The sequence below is a fragment of the Agromyces sp. NPDC029043 genome (genome assembly GCF_055564615.1).
This window is the reverse complement of sequence record NZ_JBVHVX010000017.1, coordinates 71,718-92,795: the sequence shown is the minus strand read 5'-3', so window position 1 is coordinate 92,795 and position 21,078 is coordinate 71,718. Positions and strand designations below refer to the sequence as shown.

Below are 21,078 nucleotides of genomic sequence, written 5' to 3'. Positions count from 1 at the left end.
ACCGAGCGATCGTTCGGCATCCACACCATGCCAGTGCACCGCGCCCGCGTCAAGCAGTCCGCACGAAGAAGTCCGTGACCGGGCCGCTGTACCGGCTACTGACCGGAATACCCGACGATGTCGCGGGCGATGAGCAGATTCCGCGAAATCAGCTCGTCGGCGCTCAGTTCGCCGTCGAGCTTGAACCAGGTGGAGACACCGACGCACATCGTGGCGACGGCCCGTGCGGCATCCTTGGGGAACTGCGTCGCGAAATCGCCCGCGTCGACGCCGGCGAAGACGATCTCGTCGACCATCCGCTGCTGCCGATCGCGGTGCCCGATGTAGGTGTTGCGGTAACTGTCGTCGAGGCTGCGGATCTCGGTGGAACCGACAAATGCCTGCTCACGGCGATACATGTGGAACCGCAACAGCGACTCGACGACGGCGTCGAACTGATCGACGGGTTCATCGCCGGCCTCGGCGATCGCCTGCTCCGACCGGGCCAGCAGATCGCTCATCGTCCGCTCGAGCAGCCCCTGGAGCAACGACTGCTTCGACGGATAGTGGTGATACAGACCGGGGACCGACAGATTGGCGCGTGCGGCGATCTCCCGCACCGACGTGCCGTGATAGCCGTGCTCGGCAAAGGCGGCCAGCGCCGCGGCCAGTGGGACGGGGAGTTCCGGCTCGCCGTAATCCCGCCAGCTGCCCGGGCCGTCCTGCGTGCCACGCACGCCTACCTCGCCAACCCCGCTGCTCATGCGTCCAACATAGCGTCAAACATCGTTCGGTCCCGGCGTCGGGTTGAATCCCGGTTCGTGACGCGCCACCAGATCGCCGACGGCGAGCAGCAATCGCACGCTGGTCGCGACGACCGCGTCACGCTCCATCTCGAACTCGCCCTCGAGCCAGGCGGCGAGCAATCTGGCCAGCCCGCCGACCTGGAAATGCACGGCCGCCAACGCCTCCGGCCCTGGCTCGACGTCGAAGATGCCCGATGCCGTCTGCAGCGTGAGCATGGCGAACAGGGCCGTCGACTCCATGCGTTTGACCGCGACGGTCGGCGATTGCAGTGACTGGGAGAACAGCAACCGCCCTTTTCGACGATCCGCGTCGATGACGTCGACGATCGCCCCGACGGCGAGCCCGACCTTGTCCTCGACGTCGACGCCGGTCTCGAAGGCGGCCAGCCCGCCGGTCGCGATCTCGGCGATGACGGTGTCGAAGGTCTTGGCGACCAGGTCCTCAGCGGACGGGAAGCTCTCGTAGAAGTAGCGGGCGGTCAGGCCGGCCTGCCGGCACACCCCGCGCACGGTGACCGCGCCGGCCGCTCCTTCGCCACCGAGCAATTCCAGCGCGGCGTCGATCAGCGCGGCCCGTCGTCGAGCGACTCGATCGGCACCGGCCTCACCGCCATACGACCGGAGGGCACCGGGATCATCGTCGGGGTCGGCGGGTTGCGGGGAGGTCACACGTCCATCTTGTCATCCGGCCCGGTCATCCCGGGCGACGTAACCGAAGAGATCCCGTCCTTGACATCACCGATGGCGCCATCCGACAATGAAACAGACAACGGTTGTTCTCAGAAATACGGACCAGCGAAGGATCTCGGGTGACACTCCATCCCGGCTCTCCCCATGACATCGTCGACGCCCCGGGCAGCGCCGAATCGGTGCAGGCCCACCTGGCCCAGCTGCGCCCGGACACCGAGTATCTGCCGCCCGCGGCAAAACTCTCCCGCGCCGAACTCGACGAACTCCCCAATGACCTGCCGATGCTGGGGATCGGCGTGCTCTCGGGTGCCGCCAATGTGATCATGCAACTCGCGCTGCCCGCCGTCGGCTATGGCGTCTACGAGTCGAAGGTCGAATCCGGCGCCCTCTTCAAACACCCCATCAAGCGCACCCGCACCACACTGAGTTACCTCTCGGTGGCCGCCAACGGCACCCCCGCCGACCGCAAGGCCTACCGCCGCGCCGTCGGCAAGGCGCATGCGCAGGTCCGCTCGACCGAGTCGTCCCCGGTGACCTACAACGCCTTCGATCCGAAGCTGCAGTTGTGGGTCGCGGCCTGCCTGTACAAGGGCACCGAGGACATGGTCCGCATCTTCGGCGATCCGTCGTCGATCACCGAGGAGAAGTACCAGAAGGCCGCGGTGCTCGGCACCACCCTGCAGATGCCGCGGGAGATGTGGCCGGCCACCCGCGCGGATTTCGAGGTCTACTGGAACGAGACCGTCGAAGGCCTTGACATCGATCCGGTGATCCGCGAGCACCTGATGTCCATCGCGCGCGCCGAATTCATGGGACCGCTCTTCTCCCGGCTGTTCGGGTGGTACACCGATATCTTCACCATCGGCTTCCTGCCGCAGAACTTCCGGGACAAGATGGGGGTGCGCTTCGCGCTCTGGCAGCGGGTCATCTTCACCGTGCACAACCGGATCGCCCGCGCCATCATCACCCACGCCCCGGAGCCGGTGCGCGCCTTCCCGTTCAACGTCCTGCTCGCCGACGTGCGCTGGCGGATCCGGACCGGGCGTCCCCTGATCTAACCGCAGCTGATCCAGGCCTGCGCTAGATCTGTTTCAGCGCATCACGATTCAACTCGCCGACGCAGGTATGGCCGGAGAGTCCGAGCGTCAGATCCAGCTCGGCGATGATGTTCGCGACCACGTCGCGGGCGCCCTCGGCACCGGCCAATGCCAGCCCGTACATGTGTGGACGTCCGATGCAGGCGGCGTCTGCCCCGAGCGCCAACGCCTTGAAAACATCTGCCCCGGTGTGGATTCCGGAATCGACGAGGACCTTGATCCGGCCGTCGACGGCGGGCGCGATGTCGACGAGCGCGTCGATGGATCCGATCGATCCGTCGACCTGGCGGCCACCGTGATTGGACACGATGATGCCGTCGACGCCGACATCGACGGCGCGCCGGGCGTCATCGGGATGCAGGACGCCCTTGAGCACGATCGGCAGCGACGTGCGGTCCCGCAGGCCGGCGATGTCATCCCAGTTGAGCGACGGCCGCGAGTAGATGTCGAGGAAGGTCTGCACCGCGACGCGCGGCTCGGGTCGTCGAAGGTTGTCCAGCAGGCGACCGGGAGCATTGCGCGAGATGGACAACAGTGTCTTGATCGCACCGAGGGAGATCTCCGGTTTCTCGGCGGTCGCCGCCGACCGGATGCGTTCGGCGACGATCTCGGTGAATCGCGGGTCGGAGGTGTACTGATCGATGCCCTCGCCCTGCGCGAACGGCAGCGACCCGATGTTGAGATCCTGTGGCCGCCAGCCGAGCATCGTGGTGTCGAGGGTGACGGCGATGGCCGACGCACCCATCATCGCCGCGCGGTCGAGCAGGCTGTCGACGAGATCCTCATCGGTCGACCAGTACAGCTGAAACCAGCGCGGCGCGCCCGCCGACACCCGATCCATCTCGGCCGCAACATCTTCCATCGGTGCGCAACCCTGATTGGAGAAGATGTAGGGCACCCCGAGTTCAGCAGCGGCATGGCCGATGTGGATGTCGGCGTCGCGCGCGGCCAACGCGCCCGCACCCACCGGTGAGAACAGCACGGGCGCGGGCAGGGTGTCGCCGAACAACTCGATCTCCAATGATCTGTTCGACACGTCCCGCAGCACCCGCGGCACGATCGCCCAGCGGTCCAGCGCGGCGCGGTTCGCACTCATCGTCGAGCCTTCACCGGCGCCACCGGCGATGTAGGCCCACGCCCGCTGCGACATCACCTTCTTGGCGCGTCGTTCGAGTTCACCATGATCGGTGGGGACCCGTGGAACCCGCCCGTGGATGCCCGCGGTGTAGATCTCGTTCTGCCGGATACGCCCGATACCGGGGCTCGTGGTGGTCGTCATGAGAGTCATCCTAGGTAGGCTGTCGGGCGACGGTGTTCAACTCCGGAGGGGCTTGTTGTGGCGTTGTGGCTCTATCGTCTCGGCCAGGCGGCGTATCACCGCTGCTGGTACGTCATCGCCGCGTGGCTGGTGATCGCCATCGCGCTCGGCGCACTCGTCGCCGGCCTGCAGCCGAAGTTCTCGTCGAGTTTCTCGCTGCCCGGGACCGACTCGGACCGTGCGATGAGCGTGATGAGCGAGAACTTCCCGGCGGTCAACGATCAGCAGCTCAAGGCGACAACCAGCATTCTCGTCGCCGCCGATGACGGCCTCGCCGCCCACAGCGCCCAGATCGACGAGATCGTGGCGGCCGCGCGCGCACTGCCCGAGGTGATCGAACCGCAGACGATCGTCAATCCGGTGACCGTCGCGCAGCAGAATCCTGCGATGGGCGCACAGGTTCTCGGTGACGGCGGCAAGGTCGGCCTCATCCAGGTCCGTCAGAACATCAATCTCAACGACCTGACCGCCGCGGACATGGAGCAGTTCAAGGAGCTGCTCGCCGACTACCGCGGTGATGGCCTGCAGGTCGAGGGCACGGGCGCGCTGATGCAGGTCTTCGCTCAGGACGGCAAGGCCGAGATGATCGCACTCGCCTTCGCCTTCATCGTGATGATCGTGGCGTTCGGCGCGATCGTGGCCGCCTTCATCCCGATCGTCACGGCTCTTGTCGGCGTCGGCATCACCCTGATGTTGGTGGTGTTGAGCGCCAAGATCTTCGACGTCCAACAGACCGTCATCACCATCACCTCGATGCTCGGCCTCGCCGTCGCCATCGACTACGCGCTGTTCATCGTGTCCCGCTATCGCTCCGAGTTGAACCTCGGCGGCACCCGGCAGGCGGCCGCGGGCCGAGCGGTCGGCACCGCCGGATCGGCGGTGGTGTTCGCCGGGCTGACGGTGGTGATCGCCGTCGCGGCGCTGGCCGTCGTCGGCATCCCCTTTGTCACCCAGATGGGTATCACGGCGGCGATGGCCGTCGTCGTTGCGGTCCTCGGGGCGATCACACTGATCCCGGCCCTGCTCGGTGCGTTCAAGGGCGCCACCTTCAAGCCACGCCTGCCGGGTCTGCATCACGGGGACGAGCCGGATTCCCAACCCTCCAACGGCCTCCGGTTCGCCCGGTTCATCACGAGGTACCCGGCGCCGATCGCCATCATCGGGCTCGCGATCCTGGTCGTCGCCGCCATCCCGATGACCCACATGAAACTGGGTATGGAATCGACGACCGACGCCGAGTATCAGGCCACCCAGCTCCTCAAGCGCGGCTTCGGTGAGGGTGTCAACGGGCCGCTGCTCGTCGTGGTCAACACCCCGGACGGTGGTGACGTCACCGCTGCCGCGAACAATGTTGTCGCCCATGCGAAAACCCTGCCGAATATCGCCAACACCGCGGCCCTCACCTGGGTCGGCAACGGGTCGAACCCGGCCGATACCCAGGCCGGCGCCACTGCAGCGCTCATCACGGTGATCCCGACGAAGTCACCGAGCGGGTCGGAAACCCACGACCTCATGACATCCCTGCGCGATTACGGCGCCACCCATCCTGATGGCGCGGAGGTCCACGTCGGCGGGCAGACGGCGATCATGTCCGACATCTCCACCAAGCTCGGCGACGCCCTCATCCCGTTCCTCATCGTCGTCGTCGGGTTGGCGTTCATCATCCTGATGATCGTCTTCCGCTCGATCCTGGTGCCGCTCACCGCGACCATCGGTTTCCTGTTCTCGGTGTGCGCCACCTTCGGTGCGACGGTGGCGGTCTTCCAGGACGGCGCCCTCGGATTCATCGATCACACCAAACCGATAATCTCGTTCCTGCCCATCTTCCTGGTGGGAGTGGTGTTCGGCCTGGCGATGGACTATCAGGTCTTCCTCGTGACGCGCATGCGGGAGGAGTACGTCCACGGCGTGTCCGCGAAGGATTCGGTGATCGTCGGCTATCAGCACGGCGCGCGCGTCGTCGCGTCGGCCGCGATCATCATGATCTCGGTCTTCTTGTCCTTCATGCTGATGCCGGATACCACCGCCAAGATGATGGGATTCGCGCTCGCCGCAGCAGTCTTCTTCGACGCCTTCATCATCCGCATGGTGGTGGTGCCGGCGGTCATCACGATGATGGGCGACACCGCATGGAAGCTGCCCGCGTGGCTCGACAAGATCATCCCCAACGTGGACATCGAGGGCACCGCGATCCGCGAGATCCCCATCGAACCGGAGCCCGACGCCGAGCCGGACGCGGTGCCCAGCCCCGCGTAGGACTACATCGTGAGGATCAGTCCAGCACCGAGCGCGATCATGATCACCGCGACGACACCGTCGAGGATGCGCCAGGCGCGCGGCGTCGCAAAGACCCGCGACAGTTTCCCGGCACCGCCACCGAGCGCGGAGAACCACAGGATGCTGGCGATGCAGGCGCCGATGGCGAAGGCCCACTTGGCGTTTCCGTGACTGTTCGCGATGGCTCCCATCGTGACCACGGTGTCGAGATAGACATGCGGATTCAGCCAGGTCAACGCCAGGGCGGTGCCGATCGCCGCCCAGCGACTCGGCGTCATCGCCTCGTGGGAGTCGAGCACGATGGCGTCGTTGCTGCGCAGCGCGCGCCGCGCCGCCAGCACGCCGAGCGCGATGATGTAGGCCCCACCGGCCACCGTCGCGACCGTCACGAACCCCGGATGAGCGGCAACCAGCGCGCCGAGTCCGGCGACACCCGCGACGATCAGCACGATGTCGGAGACGGCGCAGACCGCCACGATCGCCGCCACGTGTTCACCTCGCACGCCCTGCCGCAGGACGAAGACGTTCTGCGGGCCGATCGCGATGATCAACCCGGCGCCGGTGAGTAATCCCGCGATTGCGGGGAGGAGGTACGTGGTCATGCCTCCAACGCTAGGAACCGCACCAACCTGAAGTACAGCGAATGTTTCTGATGGATCATTAGCTGTTCTTCATGTTGTCCATCGGCTGCTGCGTCACTCCGGTCGCCGTCACCGGCACCGTCGCCACCGGGTCCACTTCTGTGTGCTCGGTTGCGAGCGGATGTGCGATCTCGTCACGCCATAGTCGTGCCGCGACATAAAAGGCGATCGCGCACGGGATCGGCAACAGTCCGGCCAGCACGAAGGTCGCGGTGAAACCGATCGCCTCGGCGACCGGCGCGGCAATCGCCATCGACACCGGCATCAGCGCCGCGGACACGAAGAAGTCCAGACTCGAGACCCGGCCGAGCAGTGCCGGTGGCACGCGGCGCTGCAGCAGCGTCCCCCACAGCACCATCGGGCCGTCGAAGGCTATCCCGATGAGGAAACCGGCCAGCACGAACAACCATGTGGACCGTGCGAACCCCATGATCACGAACGGCACCGCGCAGACCGCCCACAACGTGAACATGACCGTCAGGTAGCGGCGCGCCATCCTGATCGACGCGAAGATGAACGCGCCGAGGGCCGCCCCGACGCCGAACGCGGCAAGGACGAACGAATGATCCGACGCGTCGCCGCCGGCGCGCTCCCGCAACGCGAACGGCACCAGCACCTCGATCGGCCCCATCGTCAGCAGCACCAGGATGCAGGCGTAGAACAGCGTCGCCCACAGCCACGGCGTCCGCCACATGTAGACGAACCCCTCGGACAGATCCGAGACCACGGCACGCACCGGATGCGCGTCGAGGTTGGTGATATCACGGCGCAGCGCAACGGGTTTCATCGCGACATAGCAGAGCGCGGAGAGGGCCGATGCGACGCCGGCAAGGAGAATCGCGGCACCGGGATTCAGTGCACCGATGATGACTCCGGCAAGCATCGGACCGCTCGCCTGATAGATCACCGGCCGCAGGAAACCCTCGATTCCGTTGGCGGCCTGCAGTTGTGCGGCCGCCACGATGCTGGGCAGCATCGCCGAGTACGCGGGGTAGTACATGCCTGTGGTGACACCGATGATCAATGCCGCACACACCAGGTGCAACAGCGCGAGCGTCCCGGTCACCGAAGCGATACCCACCACCGCGAACACCACGAGCTTCGCGGTCTCGAGGCCGATCATGATCAGCCGCTGGGACACGCGATCGGCCAGCACACCTCCGGCCAGGGTGGACACCACCATGCCGACGGCCGCGATACCCGAGACCAGTGACACCTGCCCCGGTCCACCGCCCAGCGCGATGACCTGCCAGACGATCGCGATCAACCACACACCGTCGCTGAACATCGCCAGAGCCAAACCGCCCACCAGCAGGCGGTACTGCTTGGTCTCGAAGGGGCGCAGCGCGCGGGGCAGAGGACTCACATAGTGAGCTTGCCGCACAACCGGGCCGGGCCGCCAATGAATTCCGTCAGCTGGCGGCCTTCTTCGCCGGAGCCTTCTTCGCGGCGGCCTTCTTGGCCGGAGCCTTCTTCGCGGCAGCCTTCTTGGCCGGCGCCTTCTTGGCGGGGGACTTCTTCGCGGGCGCTTTATCGTCGGCCGAGTCGTCGGAACCCCGGTCCTTCACCGACGCGCGCAATGCCGCCAGCAGATCGGCGACCTCCGAGTCGTCGGTGTCGTCGTCGGCGCTGTCCGGGGTCGGAAAGGCCTCGGTCCCTTCGGCTTTCGACTCGATCAGCTTGTTCAGTTCGAGCTGATAGGTGTCCTCGAAGTCGGTCGGATCGAAGTCCTTGGCCATCGTCTCGATCAACGACGACGCCATGTCGAGTTCCTGCGGACGCACCTCGACGTCCTCACCGAGGAACCCGAAGTCGGGCTGGCGGACCTCGTCGGGCCACAGCAGGGTCTGCAGTGTCATCACCCCGTCGACGACGCGCAGCGCCGCCAACCGGGTGCGGTTGCGCAGGGTGAAGCTGGCGATGGCCAGCCGCTCGGTCTTCTCCAAGGCCTTCGCGAGCAGCACGTAGGCCTTCGGCGACTTCGACGACGGTTCCAGGTAATACGGCTTGTCGAAGTAGATCGGGTCGACCTGATCCACCGGCACGAACTCCAGAATGGAGATCTCCGGGCTGCGCTGCACCGGCATCTCGGCCAGATCATCCTTGGTCAGGATGACCGTCTCACCGCTGTCGGATTCGTACGCGTTGGCGATGTTGGCGAAGTCCACCTCGGTGTCGGTGCCCTCACGAACACGCCGATAGCGGATCCGGGTGCCGTCGGCGGAATCGACCTGATGCGACTTGCGGTCGTGACTCTCCGTCGCCGAGTACACCTTGACCGGCACGTTCACCAGGCCAAAGCTCAGATCACCCTTCCAGATCGAGCGCATGGGGCCATTGTGCCATCGCAGTGCGCGGACTGGGGCGAGCGCGGCGACAGGACTTTTACAATTGTGTTCATGGCTGGTGAGGTCCTCGAGGTGAATGGTCGGCGGATTGCCGTGACGAACCTCGGAAAGGTGCTGTATCCGGCCACCGGCACACGCAAATTCGACGTCATCGATTACTACAACACCATCGCCGGCGTCATGCTCCCCCATCTCGCCGGGCGCATCATCACCCGCAAACGGTGGCCCAACGGCGTCGATTCCACCCCGTTCTTCGAGAAGGATCTCCCCGCCGGCGCGCCGGACTGGTTGCCGCGCTACGGCATCGAGCACAGCAAACGGGTCATCTCCTACGCCATGGCCACCGACCGTGCCGCGCTGATCTGGCTCGCCCAGATGGCTGCGCTGGAACTGCACACCCCGCAGTGGCGGGTCCCCGACGATCCATCGGCTCCGCCGAAGGCCAATCGTCTTGTGCTCGATCTGGATCCGGGCCCCGACGTGCCACTGCATCAATGCGCGCGGGTCGCGCTGCGCATCCGCGACATGCTCGCGTCGGCGGGCCTGTCGTCGTATCCGGTGACCAGCGGCGGCAAGGGCATCCACGTGTATGCCCGTTTCCCGCAACCCGTGTCGCCGGATGCCGCCCGGCGGGTCGCGAAACAGATCGCCACGGGCCTCGCCACCGAATCCCCCGACGAGATCACCGCGTCGATGGCCAAGACGGTGCGAGAGAGCAAGGTGTTCATCGACTGGAGCCAGAACAGCGGATCCAAGACGACCCTCGCGCCCTACTCACTGCGCGGCCGTGAGCAACCCTGGGTCGCGGCGCCGCGTACCTGGGAGGAACTCGACGACCCGGAGCTCGCCCAACTCCTCTACACCGATGTCCTGCACCGTGCCGAGGAGTATGGCGATCTGCTGGCGGGACTCGACGATGAGGTGGCGGACGGTGACCGGCGCGACGACGAACCTGCTGCCGACTCACAACCCGAGCCGACACCGCGGCCCGTCGTCGACCTTCGGGAGTACCGACGCAAACGCGACTCGTCGAAGACTCCGGAACCGGCGGTCGCCGAGGAGGATCTCACCGACGACGAGGACGACGAACCCGACGACATCCCCGAGCCGCCCGCCGGCCCGATCTTCGTCATCCAGGAGCACCACGCGCGACGGCTGCATTACGACTTCCGCCTCGAGCACGACGGTGTCCTGGTGTCCTGGGCGATTCCCAAGAACCTGCCCGATGATCCCGATCAGAATCGGCTGGCGATCCAGACCGAGGATCATCCGATGAAGTACGCCGATTTCGCCGGCGACATCCCGGCGGGCGAGTACGGCGGCGGCCACGTCGAGATCTGGGATCGCGGTACCTACGAACTCGAGAAGTGGCGCAGCAAGGAGATCATCGTCCGGCTGCACGGCGACCGGGTACAGGGCCGCTACGCGCTGATCCGCACCGGCGAGAAGAACTGGCTGGCTCATCTCATGGCCGACGAAGCCCGGCCTATTCGCGCCGACACGCTCGCCGATCCGCGGCCGATGCTCGCCACCGACGAGAGCATCGACAAGCTGAACGGCAAGGACTGGGCCTTCGAGGGTAAGTGGGACGGGTACCGAATCCTGGTGCGCTACATCGACGGCGAGTTCCGCCTCACCTCCCGATCCGGCATCATCATGACGGAGGACTTTCCCGAATTGCGCAGCGTCGCAGATGATCTGGGACTTCTCGACGTCGTGCTCGACGGCGAGGTCGTGGCGATCGACTCCACCGGCCGCACCAACTTCTCCCTGCTGACCGCGCGCAACACCACCACCGAGCCGTATGAGTTGAAGCTCTACCTGTTCGACATTCTCTACCTCAACGGCACGTCGTTGGTCGGGACACCGTGGTCGTCGAGGCGGGAACTCCTCGACGAGCTCGCGCCCGCTTTCCGTGGCTCCCGCTACGTCGAGATCCCGCCGCTGCTGCCCGGGCCGGGGTCGGCGGCCGTCGCCTACAGCCGGGAACACGACTTCGAGGGAGTCGTCGCCAAACGCCGGTCGTCGACCTATCAGCAGGGGCGACGGGCGACGTCGTGGTTGAAGCACAAGAACTGGAGCGACATCGAGGTCGTCATCGGCGGCTATCGGCCGGGGCGGGGCAACCGCTCCGACACCATCGGATCGCTGATCCTCGGGCTTCCCGAGGAGACCGGGCTGCGGTACGTCGGCCGCGTCGGGACCGGCTTCACCGAGGCTCAATTGAAAGCCCTCGCCGAGGAACTGCATCCGCTGGAGATCACACGATCACCGTTCGTCGAGGCGCTGGACCGGCCGGTGGCCTCGACGGCGGTCTGGGTGCTGCCGAAGTTGGTCGGTGAGGTGCGGTTCATGGATTGGACGTCGACGGGTCATCTGCGTCACCCCAGCTGGCGTGGCATTCGACGCGACAAGTTGCCCGGGGATCTGTGAATGCGCTCTCGACTGCACCCCTCGCCTCGCCGCGGCCATCGCGCCCGACTAGGGTGACTCGAATGTTCGTCGTCGCCCACATCAGCGACCTGCATTTCAATGGCACGCGGTTCAATCGCAGTCGCATCGAGTCGACGCTGAGCTACATCAACGCTCGCGCCGATGGCATCAATGCGCTCGTCATCACCGGTGACATCGCCGACGAAGGCACGGAGGCGGAGTACCGCGAGGCCTTCGGCGTCCTCGATTCACCACTGCCGATGCTGATCACCGCGGGCAATCACGACAACCGCGAGCGATTCAACGCCGGACTCCTCGGCACTCCCGGATCACAGCCGGTGAACTGGTCACAGATCATCGACGGCGTGCTGTTCTGTCTGGTCGATTCGTCGATCCCCGGGCGCAACGACGGCTTCATCGAGGACACCAGCATCGAGTGGCTCGACATCCAGATCCAGCGCGCCGGTCCGGATGTCCCCGTCTTCGTCGCCTTCCACCATCCGCCGGTCATCCTGCACATGGCGTTCATGGACACCATCCGGCAGACCGGCGAGGAGCGCCTCGTCGACCTCGTGGCGCGGCACCCCAACATCGTCGCGTTCCTCTGCGGACACGCGCACACCGGCGCGGTCACCACCTTCGCCGGCCGCCCCCTGTGCCTGGCGCCGGGCGTGTCGTCGACGTTGAACCTCCCCTTCGAGGGCAAGGACATCGTCAACCGCGGCCAGCCACCCGGCATCGCCTTCCACATCCTCGACGACGAGCGGCTCACCACCCATTTCCGTGCGGTGATGTTCTAGCCGGCCATGACTCGCAGGGCCGCATCCTCGGCGACCAGTCCGATCACCCGGATCGAGGGATCTGCCGATGCGATTACGTCCGCGCACCGCAGGCCGAACTGCGGGCCGTCCGGGAGGATCGGGGCGCACCCTGGAGCCGACGCCGCGCGGGACGGTTCTTCCCCCGCTCTGCGCAGCCGACCCACTACGTGAGCGACGCGATCGCGCGATCCGAGGCGCTGGGCGCGACGTAATCGATCACCGGCAGGACCGCGCGTAGCGCGGCGGGTGCCACCGAGGTCTGCTGATGAGTGACGGCCCGCACGATCCACCGCCCGGCCTCCTCGACGTCGAGCGCCGGAGCCTCGTCGTATTCGGCTGTGGGCGAGATCATCTCGGTCCGCACCAGCGGAAAGTAGACGTTCGTCGCCTTGACGTCCGGGTGAGGGCGCTCCGCGTTGAGGCTACGACCGAAGATCGCCAGCGCGTTCTTCGACGCCGCGTACGCCGAGAACCGCGGGAAGGTGTTGGCCATCAGGCCCCAGGTGCACACGTTCACGATCTGTCCGCGTCCGCGTTCCACCATGCCCGGCAGCAGGCCCAGCGTCAGTTGAACGGCGGCGAAGTAGTTGAGCTGCATGGTCCGCTGATAGTCGTGCAGACGATCGGTGGACTCGATGATCGGGCGCCGGATCGACCGGCCCGCGTTGTTGACGAGCGCATCGATCCGCTCACCGGCCAGCGCCGCGACGAGCTTGTCGATCTCCGCCTCCGACGACAGGTCGCAGACGCGGTAGCAGCAGCCGGTCTCCTCCGCGAGCGAGCGCAACTCCTCCTCACGACGCGCCACCGCGATCACACTGACGCCGGCCGCGGTCAGCTGACGTACTGCCTCGCGCCCGATACCCGCCGACGCCCCGGTCACCACGATCCGCAGTCCTCGCAGGTCACGACCTTTGCCGTCGACAATGGTCGCGACCGCACCGGGGAGCAGCGTCCGTCGCTGCATCACGTCGGCGATGGTGTTGGAGACCTTGCGCTGCAGTGAACTCATACCGCCACTATGGCAGGTGCGCGCAGCACTACTCCACCGTCGACGCCGTCGCCACCGCCGACCCATCCACCGACGCCGTCGCCGACCCCGCCAGCATCCGCTCCGCCGCTGCGGCAGGGCCCGCCGGACGCAGCCCGGTGGCGGTCACCTCGTAGACCTGGGCCGAGGAGATGTCGAAGTACAGGCCGATGACCCGCAATCGGCCATCGGCCGCGGCACGACCGACGACGGGATGGCGCATCAATGTCTCGATCTGCTTGGCGACATTGACGACCGCGAGCTGATCGGCCTCGGCGAGACCCGCCTCCGCGGCCGCACGCCCGGCGGGATGGCCGAGCCGCAACGCGACGACGCTCGACACCCCGTGCCGCAGCCACGCCCGCACCGGATCCGTCGACGACGCATCGGCCGGGTCCGTGTCGGCGAGCAGCGCCCGCATCGCGCCGCACGACGAGTGCCCGCACACGACGACCGACGTCACGCCGAGTTCATCGACGGCGAATCCCAGTGCGGCGTCGACGGATTGATCCGACGATCCGCACGCCGGCACGAAGTTCCCGACGTTACGGATGGTGAACAGATCGCCGGGTCCGCTGGAGGTGATGACGTTGGGCAGGATGCGCGAGTCCGCGCACGTGAGGAACAGCGAGTCCGGTTCCTGCTCGTCGGTCACATCCCGCGTGGTGGCGCGCAGCCGCTCGGCGTGATCGCGGTGATACTCCGAGATCCCGCGCAGGATGGTGCCACGGAAGATCGAGCGTGTCGTCGGCGAGGCCTCCACCTCGACGGCGTCGGCCACCTGAGCCCGTCGGTGCCGCCACGGCGTGAGACCGGCGGGCAACACGCCCGTGTGGCGTCGCGGCGGAGCGACCGGCGCATCCGCCAGGTGGGCACTACCGTGCTCGTTGACCAGCACCGTTCCGCCACCTGCCTCATGGGCACGTACCCAGTCGACGATCATCTCCTGGGCGGCGTGATCGAGGAAGTCGGTGTCGAGGTCCAGGGTCACATGAGCAGCGTCGGGCACCGAGCGCAGCGTCTTGTTCAGGGCGGGCAGCGCCAGGAAGCTCAGCGAGCCCCGCACCCGCACAGTCCACTGGCGGGATCCCTCGGTGCCGAACGCCTCGGCACTGATGTCGGCGCGCACCACGCGGTACACGACCAACGCGATCGCCAGGAACAGCCCGATCCCCACGCCCTCGAGCAGATTCAGGAAGACGACCGCGGTCACTGTGACGCCGTACACCCACAGGTCGCCGGTGTTGCGCGCACTGCGCAGGTGAGCGAGCTTCACCAGTTGCAGACCGATCACCACGAGCAGGCCGGCCAGTGCGGCCAGCGGGATCTGCTCGACCAGCGGGGTCAGCAGCACCGCGAAGACCAACACCCAGATCCCGTGCAGCACAGCCGAAGCCCGCGTCTTGGCACCGCTGGCGACATTGGTGGAGCTGCGGACGATGACACCGGTCACCGGCAGTCCACCGACCAGGCCCGACGCGATGTTCGCGCTGCCCTGCCCGAGCAGTTCGCGGTTGAAGTCGCTGCGCGGGCCGTCGTGCATCTTGTCCACGGCGACCGCCGACAGCAGCGATTCGACGCTCGCGATCAGCGCGACGGTAAGCATGCCGAGGGCGACCGCGCCCCAGTTGCCGGTCGGCATCTCCGGCAGCGCGATCGCGTCGAAGAAGTTGCCGTCCAACGTGATCCGGTCCACGTCGAGGCGCAGTATCACGGCGACGGCCGTCGCCGCGGCAATCGCCACCAGGGGCCCGGGAATCCTGCGCACCGCCACCGGAGCCGACGTCCACGCCAGCATGATCGCGATGACGAGCCCGCCGATGATCACATCCGGCCAGTGCAGATCGACGATCCGCCCGGGCAACTCGGTGAGGTTGGCCCACGCCGAACTCGCCGACGCACCACCCAGCAGCACGTGAATCTGCTGCAGGGCGATGGTGATGCCGATCCCGGCGAGCATCGCGTGCACCACGACCGGCGCAATCGCCAACGCGGCCACCGCGATTCGGCTGAGGCCGAAGATGACCTGCAGAATGCCCGCGCCCACCGTGATCAGGCAGGTGACCTTCCACCCGAAGTTCGCGACCAGTTCCGCGACCACCACGGTGAGCCCCGCGGCCGGTCCGGAGACCTGCAACGGAGAGCCACCCACCGCACCGGCCACCACCCCACCGATCACCGCGGCGATCAGTCCGGCCATCACGGGCGCATCCGAGGCGACCGCGATACCCAACGAAAGTGGCAGTGCCACAAGAAAAACCACCAACGACGCCGGGACGTCGTAGCGGAGCAAGGTCGTTCCCCCAAACTTTGTCATGCAGTGAACGGTAGCGATCAAAGGTTGACAGGAGGTTTCCGGACCCGAATTCACCCGTGTGAGAGTTGTCCGATTTGCCCCGTTGCTGTGGGCACGGTCACGCGGCCCTACGACCCGACACCATTGAGTCGGTCGACCGATTCAAACAAGTCGCCAATTGAATAGTTATCCACCGCAACATAATTCGGGATCTGCCCGCGTTCCTCCCGGCACTTCTCCAGTCGCGGCAGCAACACGCCCTCGGCATTGACGATGTGGGCGTCCGCTATGCGACGCGAGAAGTTGCTCAGCCAATGATTCACGAGGAAGAGCGGCGCATCGGCGGGTCCGCGGTTCGCGGCGCACGTGAACTGTTCGGCGGTCTTGAACTCGTAGGGCGTGTCCTGCACCCACTCGTTGCCGTCGAGCAGCCAGGGCCGTTCGGCGCCGCCGCCGACGTTCTCGTGCAGCCAGACGAGCTGCCGTTTGCTGTCGATCATCTGCTGCAGCGTCGGCCACGGCTCACCACGCGTCGGGGTGTAGAGCCGGTCATAGAGTCCCGCCTCGCGCAACAGCTTCTCCACATCGGCCGGCGGCACCTTGTCCTGGACGAAGAAGGTGACGACCTCGCGCGGATGCTCGTCCATCCACTGCCGTACCTGCTTCATCAGCGGCAGCCACTCGGTGGAGCCGAGCTCGCAGAGTTCGTGGCACAGATACGGTTTCACCGGGCCGACCGGATCCAGATCGGCGGCGTTGCGCAGCCGCAACGCGCTCGCGACGACTTCCTTGCCGTAGGTCTCCTCGGCGGCGGCCAGTGCTTCGGCATGCCCGTCGGCGGTATTGGCCACGATCGGCGGACGGTTCGACATCTGACCGAACCAGCTGTCCACCAGAAAGACCCGCACGCCATCGCGCAGCTGACCCATCACCCCGGTCGGCTGTTCCCCGATGAACCAGCCCGGCGCGTCCTGCGCCGACATCGAATTGTGCGTCGCCGGGAATGCGACCTCGTTGTAGGGCCGGTCGCACAGTTCGACATATCCGTTGCAGCCGTCCGGATCTCCCGACGACGCCCCCGTCAACGCGGTGAGCACCTGCCCGCGCGGCCACGCCAGATAGGCGAAGGTACCGGCCAGCACGACGACCACACCGACGGCGATCACCGGCCGATACACCCGCTCCACCTGCACCCGCCGACTATCCGACCGCCACCATCTCAGGACCGCGAACAGCACGTCCCGGGCGCCGTACACCAGCAGCCCCACCCCGATCGCCGTCGCCGCGAAGGCCAACACGGCCAGCGGCCGCACCGCGGTCAGCGCGCCGATCGCCACCAGTACTCCACCCCGGGCGGCGAGCATCGTGGGCGAGTGGGGTCGGGCGGTGAACCGTTGACCGAGGGTCTTCCACTCCGACGCGTCTTCGGGAATGGCGTGCACCCCGCTGATCGCGTGCAGCACCAGTCCGCCGAGCAGAGCGAGCCCCGCGAAGATCCACAGCCTGCCGTCGATCTCATGCCAGCCCGCCACGATGAGCGCACCGCGCAGGTTATCGGTCGGGAAGATCGCGGCGATGACGGTGAGTACGAGCACGATGCCGGCGAGGATGCCGGCATTCCAGATCAGCGCGGAGCCGACCGTGCGACCCACGCCGCGGGGCGAGACCGGATGAATGCCGTCGCGCAGCAGCGCCGACGCGATCAATGCCAGCAGAGCGAGAAGGGGTAACAGCCACGCGAGGATCGTGACCCAGTGCACCAGTCCGACGATCCGACTGTCGAAGTCGGTGGCGCCGATCTGCGCGAGTTGGACGTCGATGTCGGCGGGCAGGCGAGCGGCGACGTCGGGCGCGACCGTCTTGAGCGCGGCGATCGCCACGGCCGCGACGTCGGCGATCCGCAGCACGGTGACGTTGCCGCTCTCCCCGGTGATGACGGCGTGATGCAGCGGGATGGTGGCCGTGCGGATCACACCGCTCGCCGCCGGCGACGAGATCGTCGACGTCGTCACCGATTCGATGAGTGGCCGCAGAGCGACCAGGTCCGGCGCCTCGTCGATGAGCCGGTCGGAGACGATGAGCCCCAGCTGACGGGCCACCTCCGGGTCCTGGCGCATCGAGTCGACATGCCCGGCGAAGTGATCGCTGTCGACAACCTCCCGATTCGCGACCCCGGCGAACAGACCACAGAGGAGGCACACGGTGCCGAGTACGAACAGGATTCGTGACCCGATGAGCCGCACCGTGTGCCTCCTCTGGAGTGTGGTTACAGCGCCTTGAGCTCCTCGACCACCGAATCGACCGACTTCTTGGCGTCGCCGAACAGCATAGAAGTCTGATCGGCGAAGAAGAGCGGATTCTCGATACCGGCATAGCCGCTGCTCATCGAGCGCTTCAGCACGATGACACTGCGCGATTCGTCGACGTTGAGGATCGGCATGCCGTGGATCGGTGATCCCGGGTCGTTGCGGGCCGCGGGGTTGGTGACGTCGTTGGCGCCGATGACGATGGAGACGTCGGTGCGGTTGAATTCACCGTTGATGTCGTCCATTTCCTTCATCGCCTCATACGGCACGTCCGCCTCGGCGAGCAGCACGTTCATGTGGCCGGGCATACGACCGGCGACCGGATGGATCGCGTACTTGACCTCGACGCCCTTCGACTCGAGCAACGACGCCATCTCCTTGACGGCGTGCTGCGCCTGGGCGACGGCCAGACCGTAACCCGGCACGACGATGACCTGATTGGCGTACGCCATCTGGATCGCGGCGTCGGCGGCGGACGTGGCCTTCACCGTGCCGCCCGCGGCACCTGCCGGACCCCCGGCAGCGGCGTCGCCGCCACCGAAGGAACCGAAGACGATCGCCGGGATGGACCGGTTCATCGCCTTGGCCATGAGGTTGGTCAGGATCGATCCGGACGCACCGACGATCATGCCGGCGACGATCAGCGCGGTGTTGTCCAGCGCGATACCCGCGGCGGCCGCGGACAGACCGGTCATGGCGTTGAGCAGCGAGATGACGACGGGCATGTCCGCGCCACCAATCGGGAACACCACGAACAGGCCCATGACACCGGCCGCGATGAGCAGCGCCAGCATCCACCAGCCCGACGCCCCGCCGCCGTTGGCGGCGTTGATGCCCAGGTAGATGGCGATGCCGACGGCGACGATCAGCAGGACGATGTTCGCGAGCTGGAACAGCTTGGCGTTCTTGACGAAAGCCTTCTCCAGGCCCTTCGGCATGATCTCCTGCAGCTTGGAGAACGCGACCAGCGAACCCCAGAACGAGATCGAACCGATGATCGCGGCGATCAGCGAGCCGGTCACCAGCGGTGAGGTGGGCTCGGTGTTGTGGAAGTTCGCGAAGCCACCGGTCTCGAGGAACTCGGCCCACGCGATGAGTGCGACGGTGCCGCCACCCACACCGTTGAACAGCGCGACCAGCTGCGGCATCGCCGTCATCTTGGTCTTGAGGGCCGGCGGGATACCCAGCACCACGCCGAGGATCAGACCGATCGCGATGAGAATCCAGTTGATCGTCGGGACGCTCTCGGTGGAGTGTCCGTCGGCGCTGGCGGCACCGGCATTCCACACGTAGAGCAGCGTCGCGGCCACCGCGAGCGCCATACCCGAGGCGGCGATCCAGTTGCCGCGCACCGCGGTCTTGGGGCCGGTCAGACCCATCAGGCCGTAGATGAACAGCGAGAACGAGGCGATGTAGAGGGCCATCACCAGGTAGGAGATGCCCTGGCTCGGGGTGTGCGCGTTCTCCGCGGAATGCGCCAACAGAAGGGTGCTCACTTGGCGGCCTCCTTCTTACCCTTGAACATGCCCAGCATGCGGTCGGTGACGGCGAAGCCACCGATGACGTTGAGCGTGCCGAACACCAGCGCGACGAACGCGATGATGCGGATGCCCCAACTGGCGTCGGCGGGCAGCTTGCCGAGCACGACCAGCGCACCGAGCACGACGATGCCGTGGATGGCGTTGGTGCCCGACATCAGCGGGGTGTGCAGGGTGTTGGGTACCTTGGAGATCACGGCGAAGCCCACGAACCCGGCCAGGACCAGGATCGCGATGTTCGCCAGCAGACCGGTGTACATCAGGCGGTCGCCTCCTTCTCACGTGTGACACACGCGGCGGCCAGCACCTCGTCGTCGAAATCGGGGTTGATGGCACCCGAGTCGTCGAGCATCAGCTCGATCAGCGCCAACAGGTTCTTGGAGTACAGCTCGCTCGCATGCTCGGGCATGGTCGCGGGCAGATTGAGCGGCGAGGTGATGGTGACGTCGTGTTTGACAACGGTCTGCCCGGGCTCGGTCAGCTCGCAGTTGCCACCGGTCTCACCGGCGAGATCGACGACGACGCTGCCGGCCTTCATCCCCTCGACCGCGGCGGCGGTGACCAGGCGCGGCGCCGGGCGACCCGGGACGAGCGCGGTGGTGATGACCACGTCGAAGCCCTTGATGGCCTCCTCGAGTGCCTGCTGCTGCTGCGCGCGCTCCTCGTCGGTGAGTTCGCGGGCGTACCCACCCTCACCGGCAGCGTCGATGCCCAGGTCCAGCCACTGCGCGCCCACCGAGCGGACCTGCTCGGCCACCTCGGGTCGCACGTCGTATCCCGTGGTACGCCCGCCGAGGCGCTTGGCGGTGGCCAGCGCCTGCAGACCGGCGACGCCCACCCCGAGGACCAGTACGGTCGCCGGCTTCACGGTGCCCGCGGCCGTCGTCAGCATCGGGAAGAAGCGTGTCGAGAGATCGGCGGCGACGATGACGGACTTGTAGCCGCCGACGTTGGCCTGCGAGCTCAGCGCATCCATCACCTGGGCACGCGAGATACGCGGGATCGCTTCCACGGCGTACGCCTCGACACCGGCGGCCCGCAGTGCGGCGATCGGATTGTCCGCGTTGCGCGGGGCGAGGAAGCCGATCAGCTTCTGCCCCGATCGCAGTGCGCCGATCTCCGCCTCGGTGGGCGGGGCGACCCGCACCACGACGTCCGCGGCATACGGATCGCCGATGGTGGCTCCCGCATCCACATATTGATCGTCGGGGATCAACGCCCCGAGTCCGGCTCCGGCCTCGACGATGACGTCGACGCCCTTGCCTACCAGCGAAGCGACCACCTTGGGGACCAGCGCCACGCGGCGCTCCCCCTCAGCCGTTTCGCGCACGACACCCACACTCATGTTTCTCACCTTGTTCTGGTTCGCGTCGCCTGCGAGTCGGCCGGTCGCCAGGGGGAGAATCCTGGGGATTCAAGAGGCAACCCCGCCGATGCAACGCGTTGGGCGACAGCTTCAGCTGTCGCCCGGGTCACAATGTGCGACGACCTTAACATG

Annotated in this window: 17 protein-coding genes; 5 read left to right on the top strand and 12 right to left on the bottom strand. The window is 66.6% G+C overall.

Annotated features, from left to right (window positions below; all coding sequences use genetic code 11):
- Positions 1 to 95 precede the first annotated feature (95 nt).
- Both ACZ4TW_RS18245 and ACZ4TW_RS18240 read right to left on the bottom strand, forming a co-directional pair.
- Positions 96 to 743, bottom strand: a complete 648-nt coding sequence (locus ACZ4TW_RS18245; RefSeq protein WP_465544988.1) for a TetR/AcrR family transcriptional regulator — start codon at positions 741 to 743, stop codon at positions 96 to 98.
- Positions 744 to 758: 15 nt separating this feature from the next.
- Positions 759 to 1,454 (bottom strand): TetR/AcrR family transcriptional regulator, encoded by a 696-nt coding sequence (locus ACZ4TW_RS18240; RefSeq protein ID WP_465544986.1) that lies wholly within the window; start codon positions 1,452 to 1,454, stop codon positions 759 to 761.
- Positions 1,455 to 1,594: 140 nt separating this feature from the next.
- Here ACZ4TW_RS18240 and ACZ4TW_RS18235 point away from each other — a divergent pair, with 140 nt between their 5' ends.
- Positions 1,595 to 2,533 carry an oxygenase MpaB family protein gene (locus tag ACZ4TW_RS18235; RefSeq protein ID WP_465544984.1) on the top strand — a complete coding sequence of 313 codons (939 nt, stop codon included), beginning with the start codon at positions 1,595 to 1,597 and terminating at the stop codon, positions 2,531 to 2,533.
- Between the two features lie 22 nt (positions 2,534 to 2,555).
- On the opposite strand, the gene ACZ4TW_RS18230 is transcribed toward ACZ4TW_RS18235, so the two are convergent.
- The gene (locus ACZ4TW_RS18230) at positions 2,556 to 3,851 is read right to left on the bottom strand and encodes an alpha-hydroxy-acid oxidizing protein (RefSeq protein WP_465544982.1); all 1,296 of its coding nucleotides are present in this window, start codon (positions 3,849 to 3,851) and stop codon (positions 2,556 to 2,558) included.
- Between the two features lie 57 nt (positions 3,852 to 3,908).
- On the opposite strand from ACZ4TW_RS18230, the gene ACZ4TW_RS18225 reads away from it, so the two are divergent.
- Positions 3,909 to 6,146 carry an MMPL family transporter gene (locus tag ACZ4TW_RS18225; protein ID WP_465544980.1) on the top strand — a complete coding sequence of 746 codons (2,238 nt, stop codon included), beginning with the start codon at positions 3,909 to 3,911 and terminating at the stop codon, positions 6,144 to 6,146.
- A gap of 2 nt (positions 6,147 to 6,148) precedes the next feature.
- Here the strand turns inward: ACZ4TW_RS18225 and ACZ4TW_RS18220 are convergent, their stop codons facing one another.
- The 3 genes from ACZ4TW_RS18220 to ku form a co-directional block, all read right to left on the bottom strand.
- Positions 6,149 to 6,718: a LysE/ArgO family amino acid transporter gene (locus ACZ4TW_RS18220; RefSeq protein WP_465544978.1), complete on the bottom strand. Its 570-nt coding sequence runs from the start codon at positions 6,716 to 6,718 to the stop codon at positions 6,149 to 6,151.
- 109 nt (positions 6,719 to 6,827) lie between these two features.
- Complete coding sequence (locus ACZ4TW_RS18215; RefSeq protein WP_465545036.1) at positions 6,828 to 8,096, bottom strand: MFS transporter; 1,269 nt, start codon at positions 8,094 to 8,096, stop codon at positions 6,828 to 6,830.
- Positions 8,097 to 8,220: 124 nt separating this feature from the next.
- Positions 8,221 to 9,348 (bottom strand): non-homologous end joining protein Ku, encoded by a 1,128-nt coding sequence (gene ku, locus ACZ4TW_RS18210; RefSeq protein WP_465544976.1) that lies wholly within the window; start codon positions 9,346 to 9,348, stop codon positions 8,221 to 8,223.
- On the opposite strand from ku, the gene ACZ4TW_RS18205 reads away from it, so the two are divergent.
- A complete protein-coding gene (locus ACZ4TW_RS18205; RefSeq protein WP_465544974.1) occupies positions 9,250 to 11,589 on the top strand; it encodes an ATP-dependent DNA ligase in 2,340 nt (779 codons plus the stop codon). The two genes, ku and ACZ4TW_RS18205, sit on opposite strands and share 99 nt — an antisense overlap.
- 62 nt (positions 11,590 to 11,651) lie before the next feature.
- Positions 11,652 to 12,389: a metallophosphoesterase gene (locus ACZ4TW_RS18200; RefSeq protein ID WP_465544972.1), complete on the top strand. Its 738-nt coding sequence runs from the start codon at positions 11,652 to 11,654 to the stop codon at positions 12,387 to 12,389.
- 184 nt (positions 12,390 to 12,573) lie between these two features.
- Here ACZ4TW_RS18200 and ACZ4TW_RS18195 read toward each other — a convergent pair whose 3' ends face one another.
- The 3 genes from ACZ4TW_RS18195 to ACZ4TW_RS18185 all read right to left on the bottom strand — a co-directional run bounded on the left by ACZ4TW_RS18195 (position 12,574) and on the right by ACZ4TW_RS18185 (position 17,643).
- Positions 12,574 to 13,422 carry an SDR family NAD(P)-dependent oxidoreductase gene (locus ACZ4TW_RS18195; protein WP_465544970.1) on the bottom strand — a complete coding sequence of 283 codons (849 nt, stop codon included), beginning with the start codon at positions 13,420 to 13,422 and terminating at the stop codon, positions 12,574 to 12,576.
- 28 nt (positions 13,423 to 13,450) lie between these two features.
- Positions 13,451 to 15,757, bottom strand: coding sequence for a SulP family inorganic anion transporter (locus ACZ4TW_RS18190; protein ID WP_465544968.1), 2,307 nt, complete (start codon positions 15,755 to 15,757; stop codon positions 13,451 to 13,453).
- Positions 15,758 to 15,864: 107 nt separating this feature from the next.
- A complete protein-coding gene (locus tag ACZ4TW_RS18185) occupies positions 15,865 to 17,643 on the bottom strand; it encodes a PI-PLC domain-containing protein (protein ID WP_465544966.1) in 1,779 nt (592 codons plus the stop codon).
- Between the two features lie 55 nt (positions 17,644 to 17,698).
- On the opposite strand from ACZ4TW_RS18185, the gene ACZ4TW_RS18180 reads away from it, so the two are divergent.
- A complete protein-coding gene (locus ACZ4TW_RS18180; RefSeq protein ID WP_465544964.1) occupies positions 17,699 to 17,827 on the top strand; it encodes a hypothetical protein in 129 nt (42 codons plus the stop codon).
- Between the two features lie 175 nt (positions 17,828 to 18,002).
- On the opposite strand, the gene ACZ4TW_RS18175 is transcribed toward ACZ4TW_RS18180, so the two are convergent.
- Genes ACZ4TW_RS18175 through ACZ4TW_RS18165 form a run of 3 tightly spaced genes read right to left on the bottom strand, consistent with a single transcriptional unit; the run spans position 18,003 to position 20,925 of the window.
- Complete coding sequence (locus tag ACZ4TW_RS18175; RefSeq protein ID WP_465544962.1) at positions 18,003 to 19,538, bottom strand: NAD(P)(+) transhydrogenase (Re/Si-specific) subunit beta; 1,536 nt, start codon at positions 19,536 to 19,538, stop codon at positions 18,003 to 18,005.
- Positions 19,535 to 19,840: an NAD(P) transhydrogenase subunit alpha part 2 gene (locus ACZ4TW_RS18170; protein WP_465544960.1), complete on the bottom strand. Its 306-nt coding sequence runs from the start codon at positions 19,838 to 19,840 to the stop codon at positions 19,535 to 19,537. The genes ACZ4TW_RS18175 and ACZ4TW_RS18170 overlap by 4 nt, the downstream gene beginning before the upstream one ends.
- Entirely contained in the window at positions 19,840 to 20,925 is a 1,086-nt protein-coding gene (locus ACZ4TW_RS18165) for a Re/Si-specific NAD(P)(+) transhydrogenase subunit alpha (RefSeq protein ID WP_465544958.1), read from the bottom strand. The genes ACZ4TW_RS18170 and ACZ4TW_RS18165 overlap by 1 nt, the downstream gene beginning before the upstream one ends.
- Positions 20,926 to 21,078: the final 153 nt, after the last annotated feature.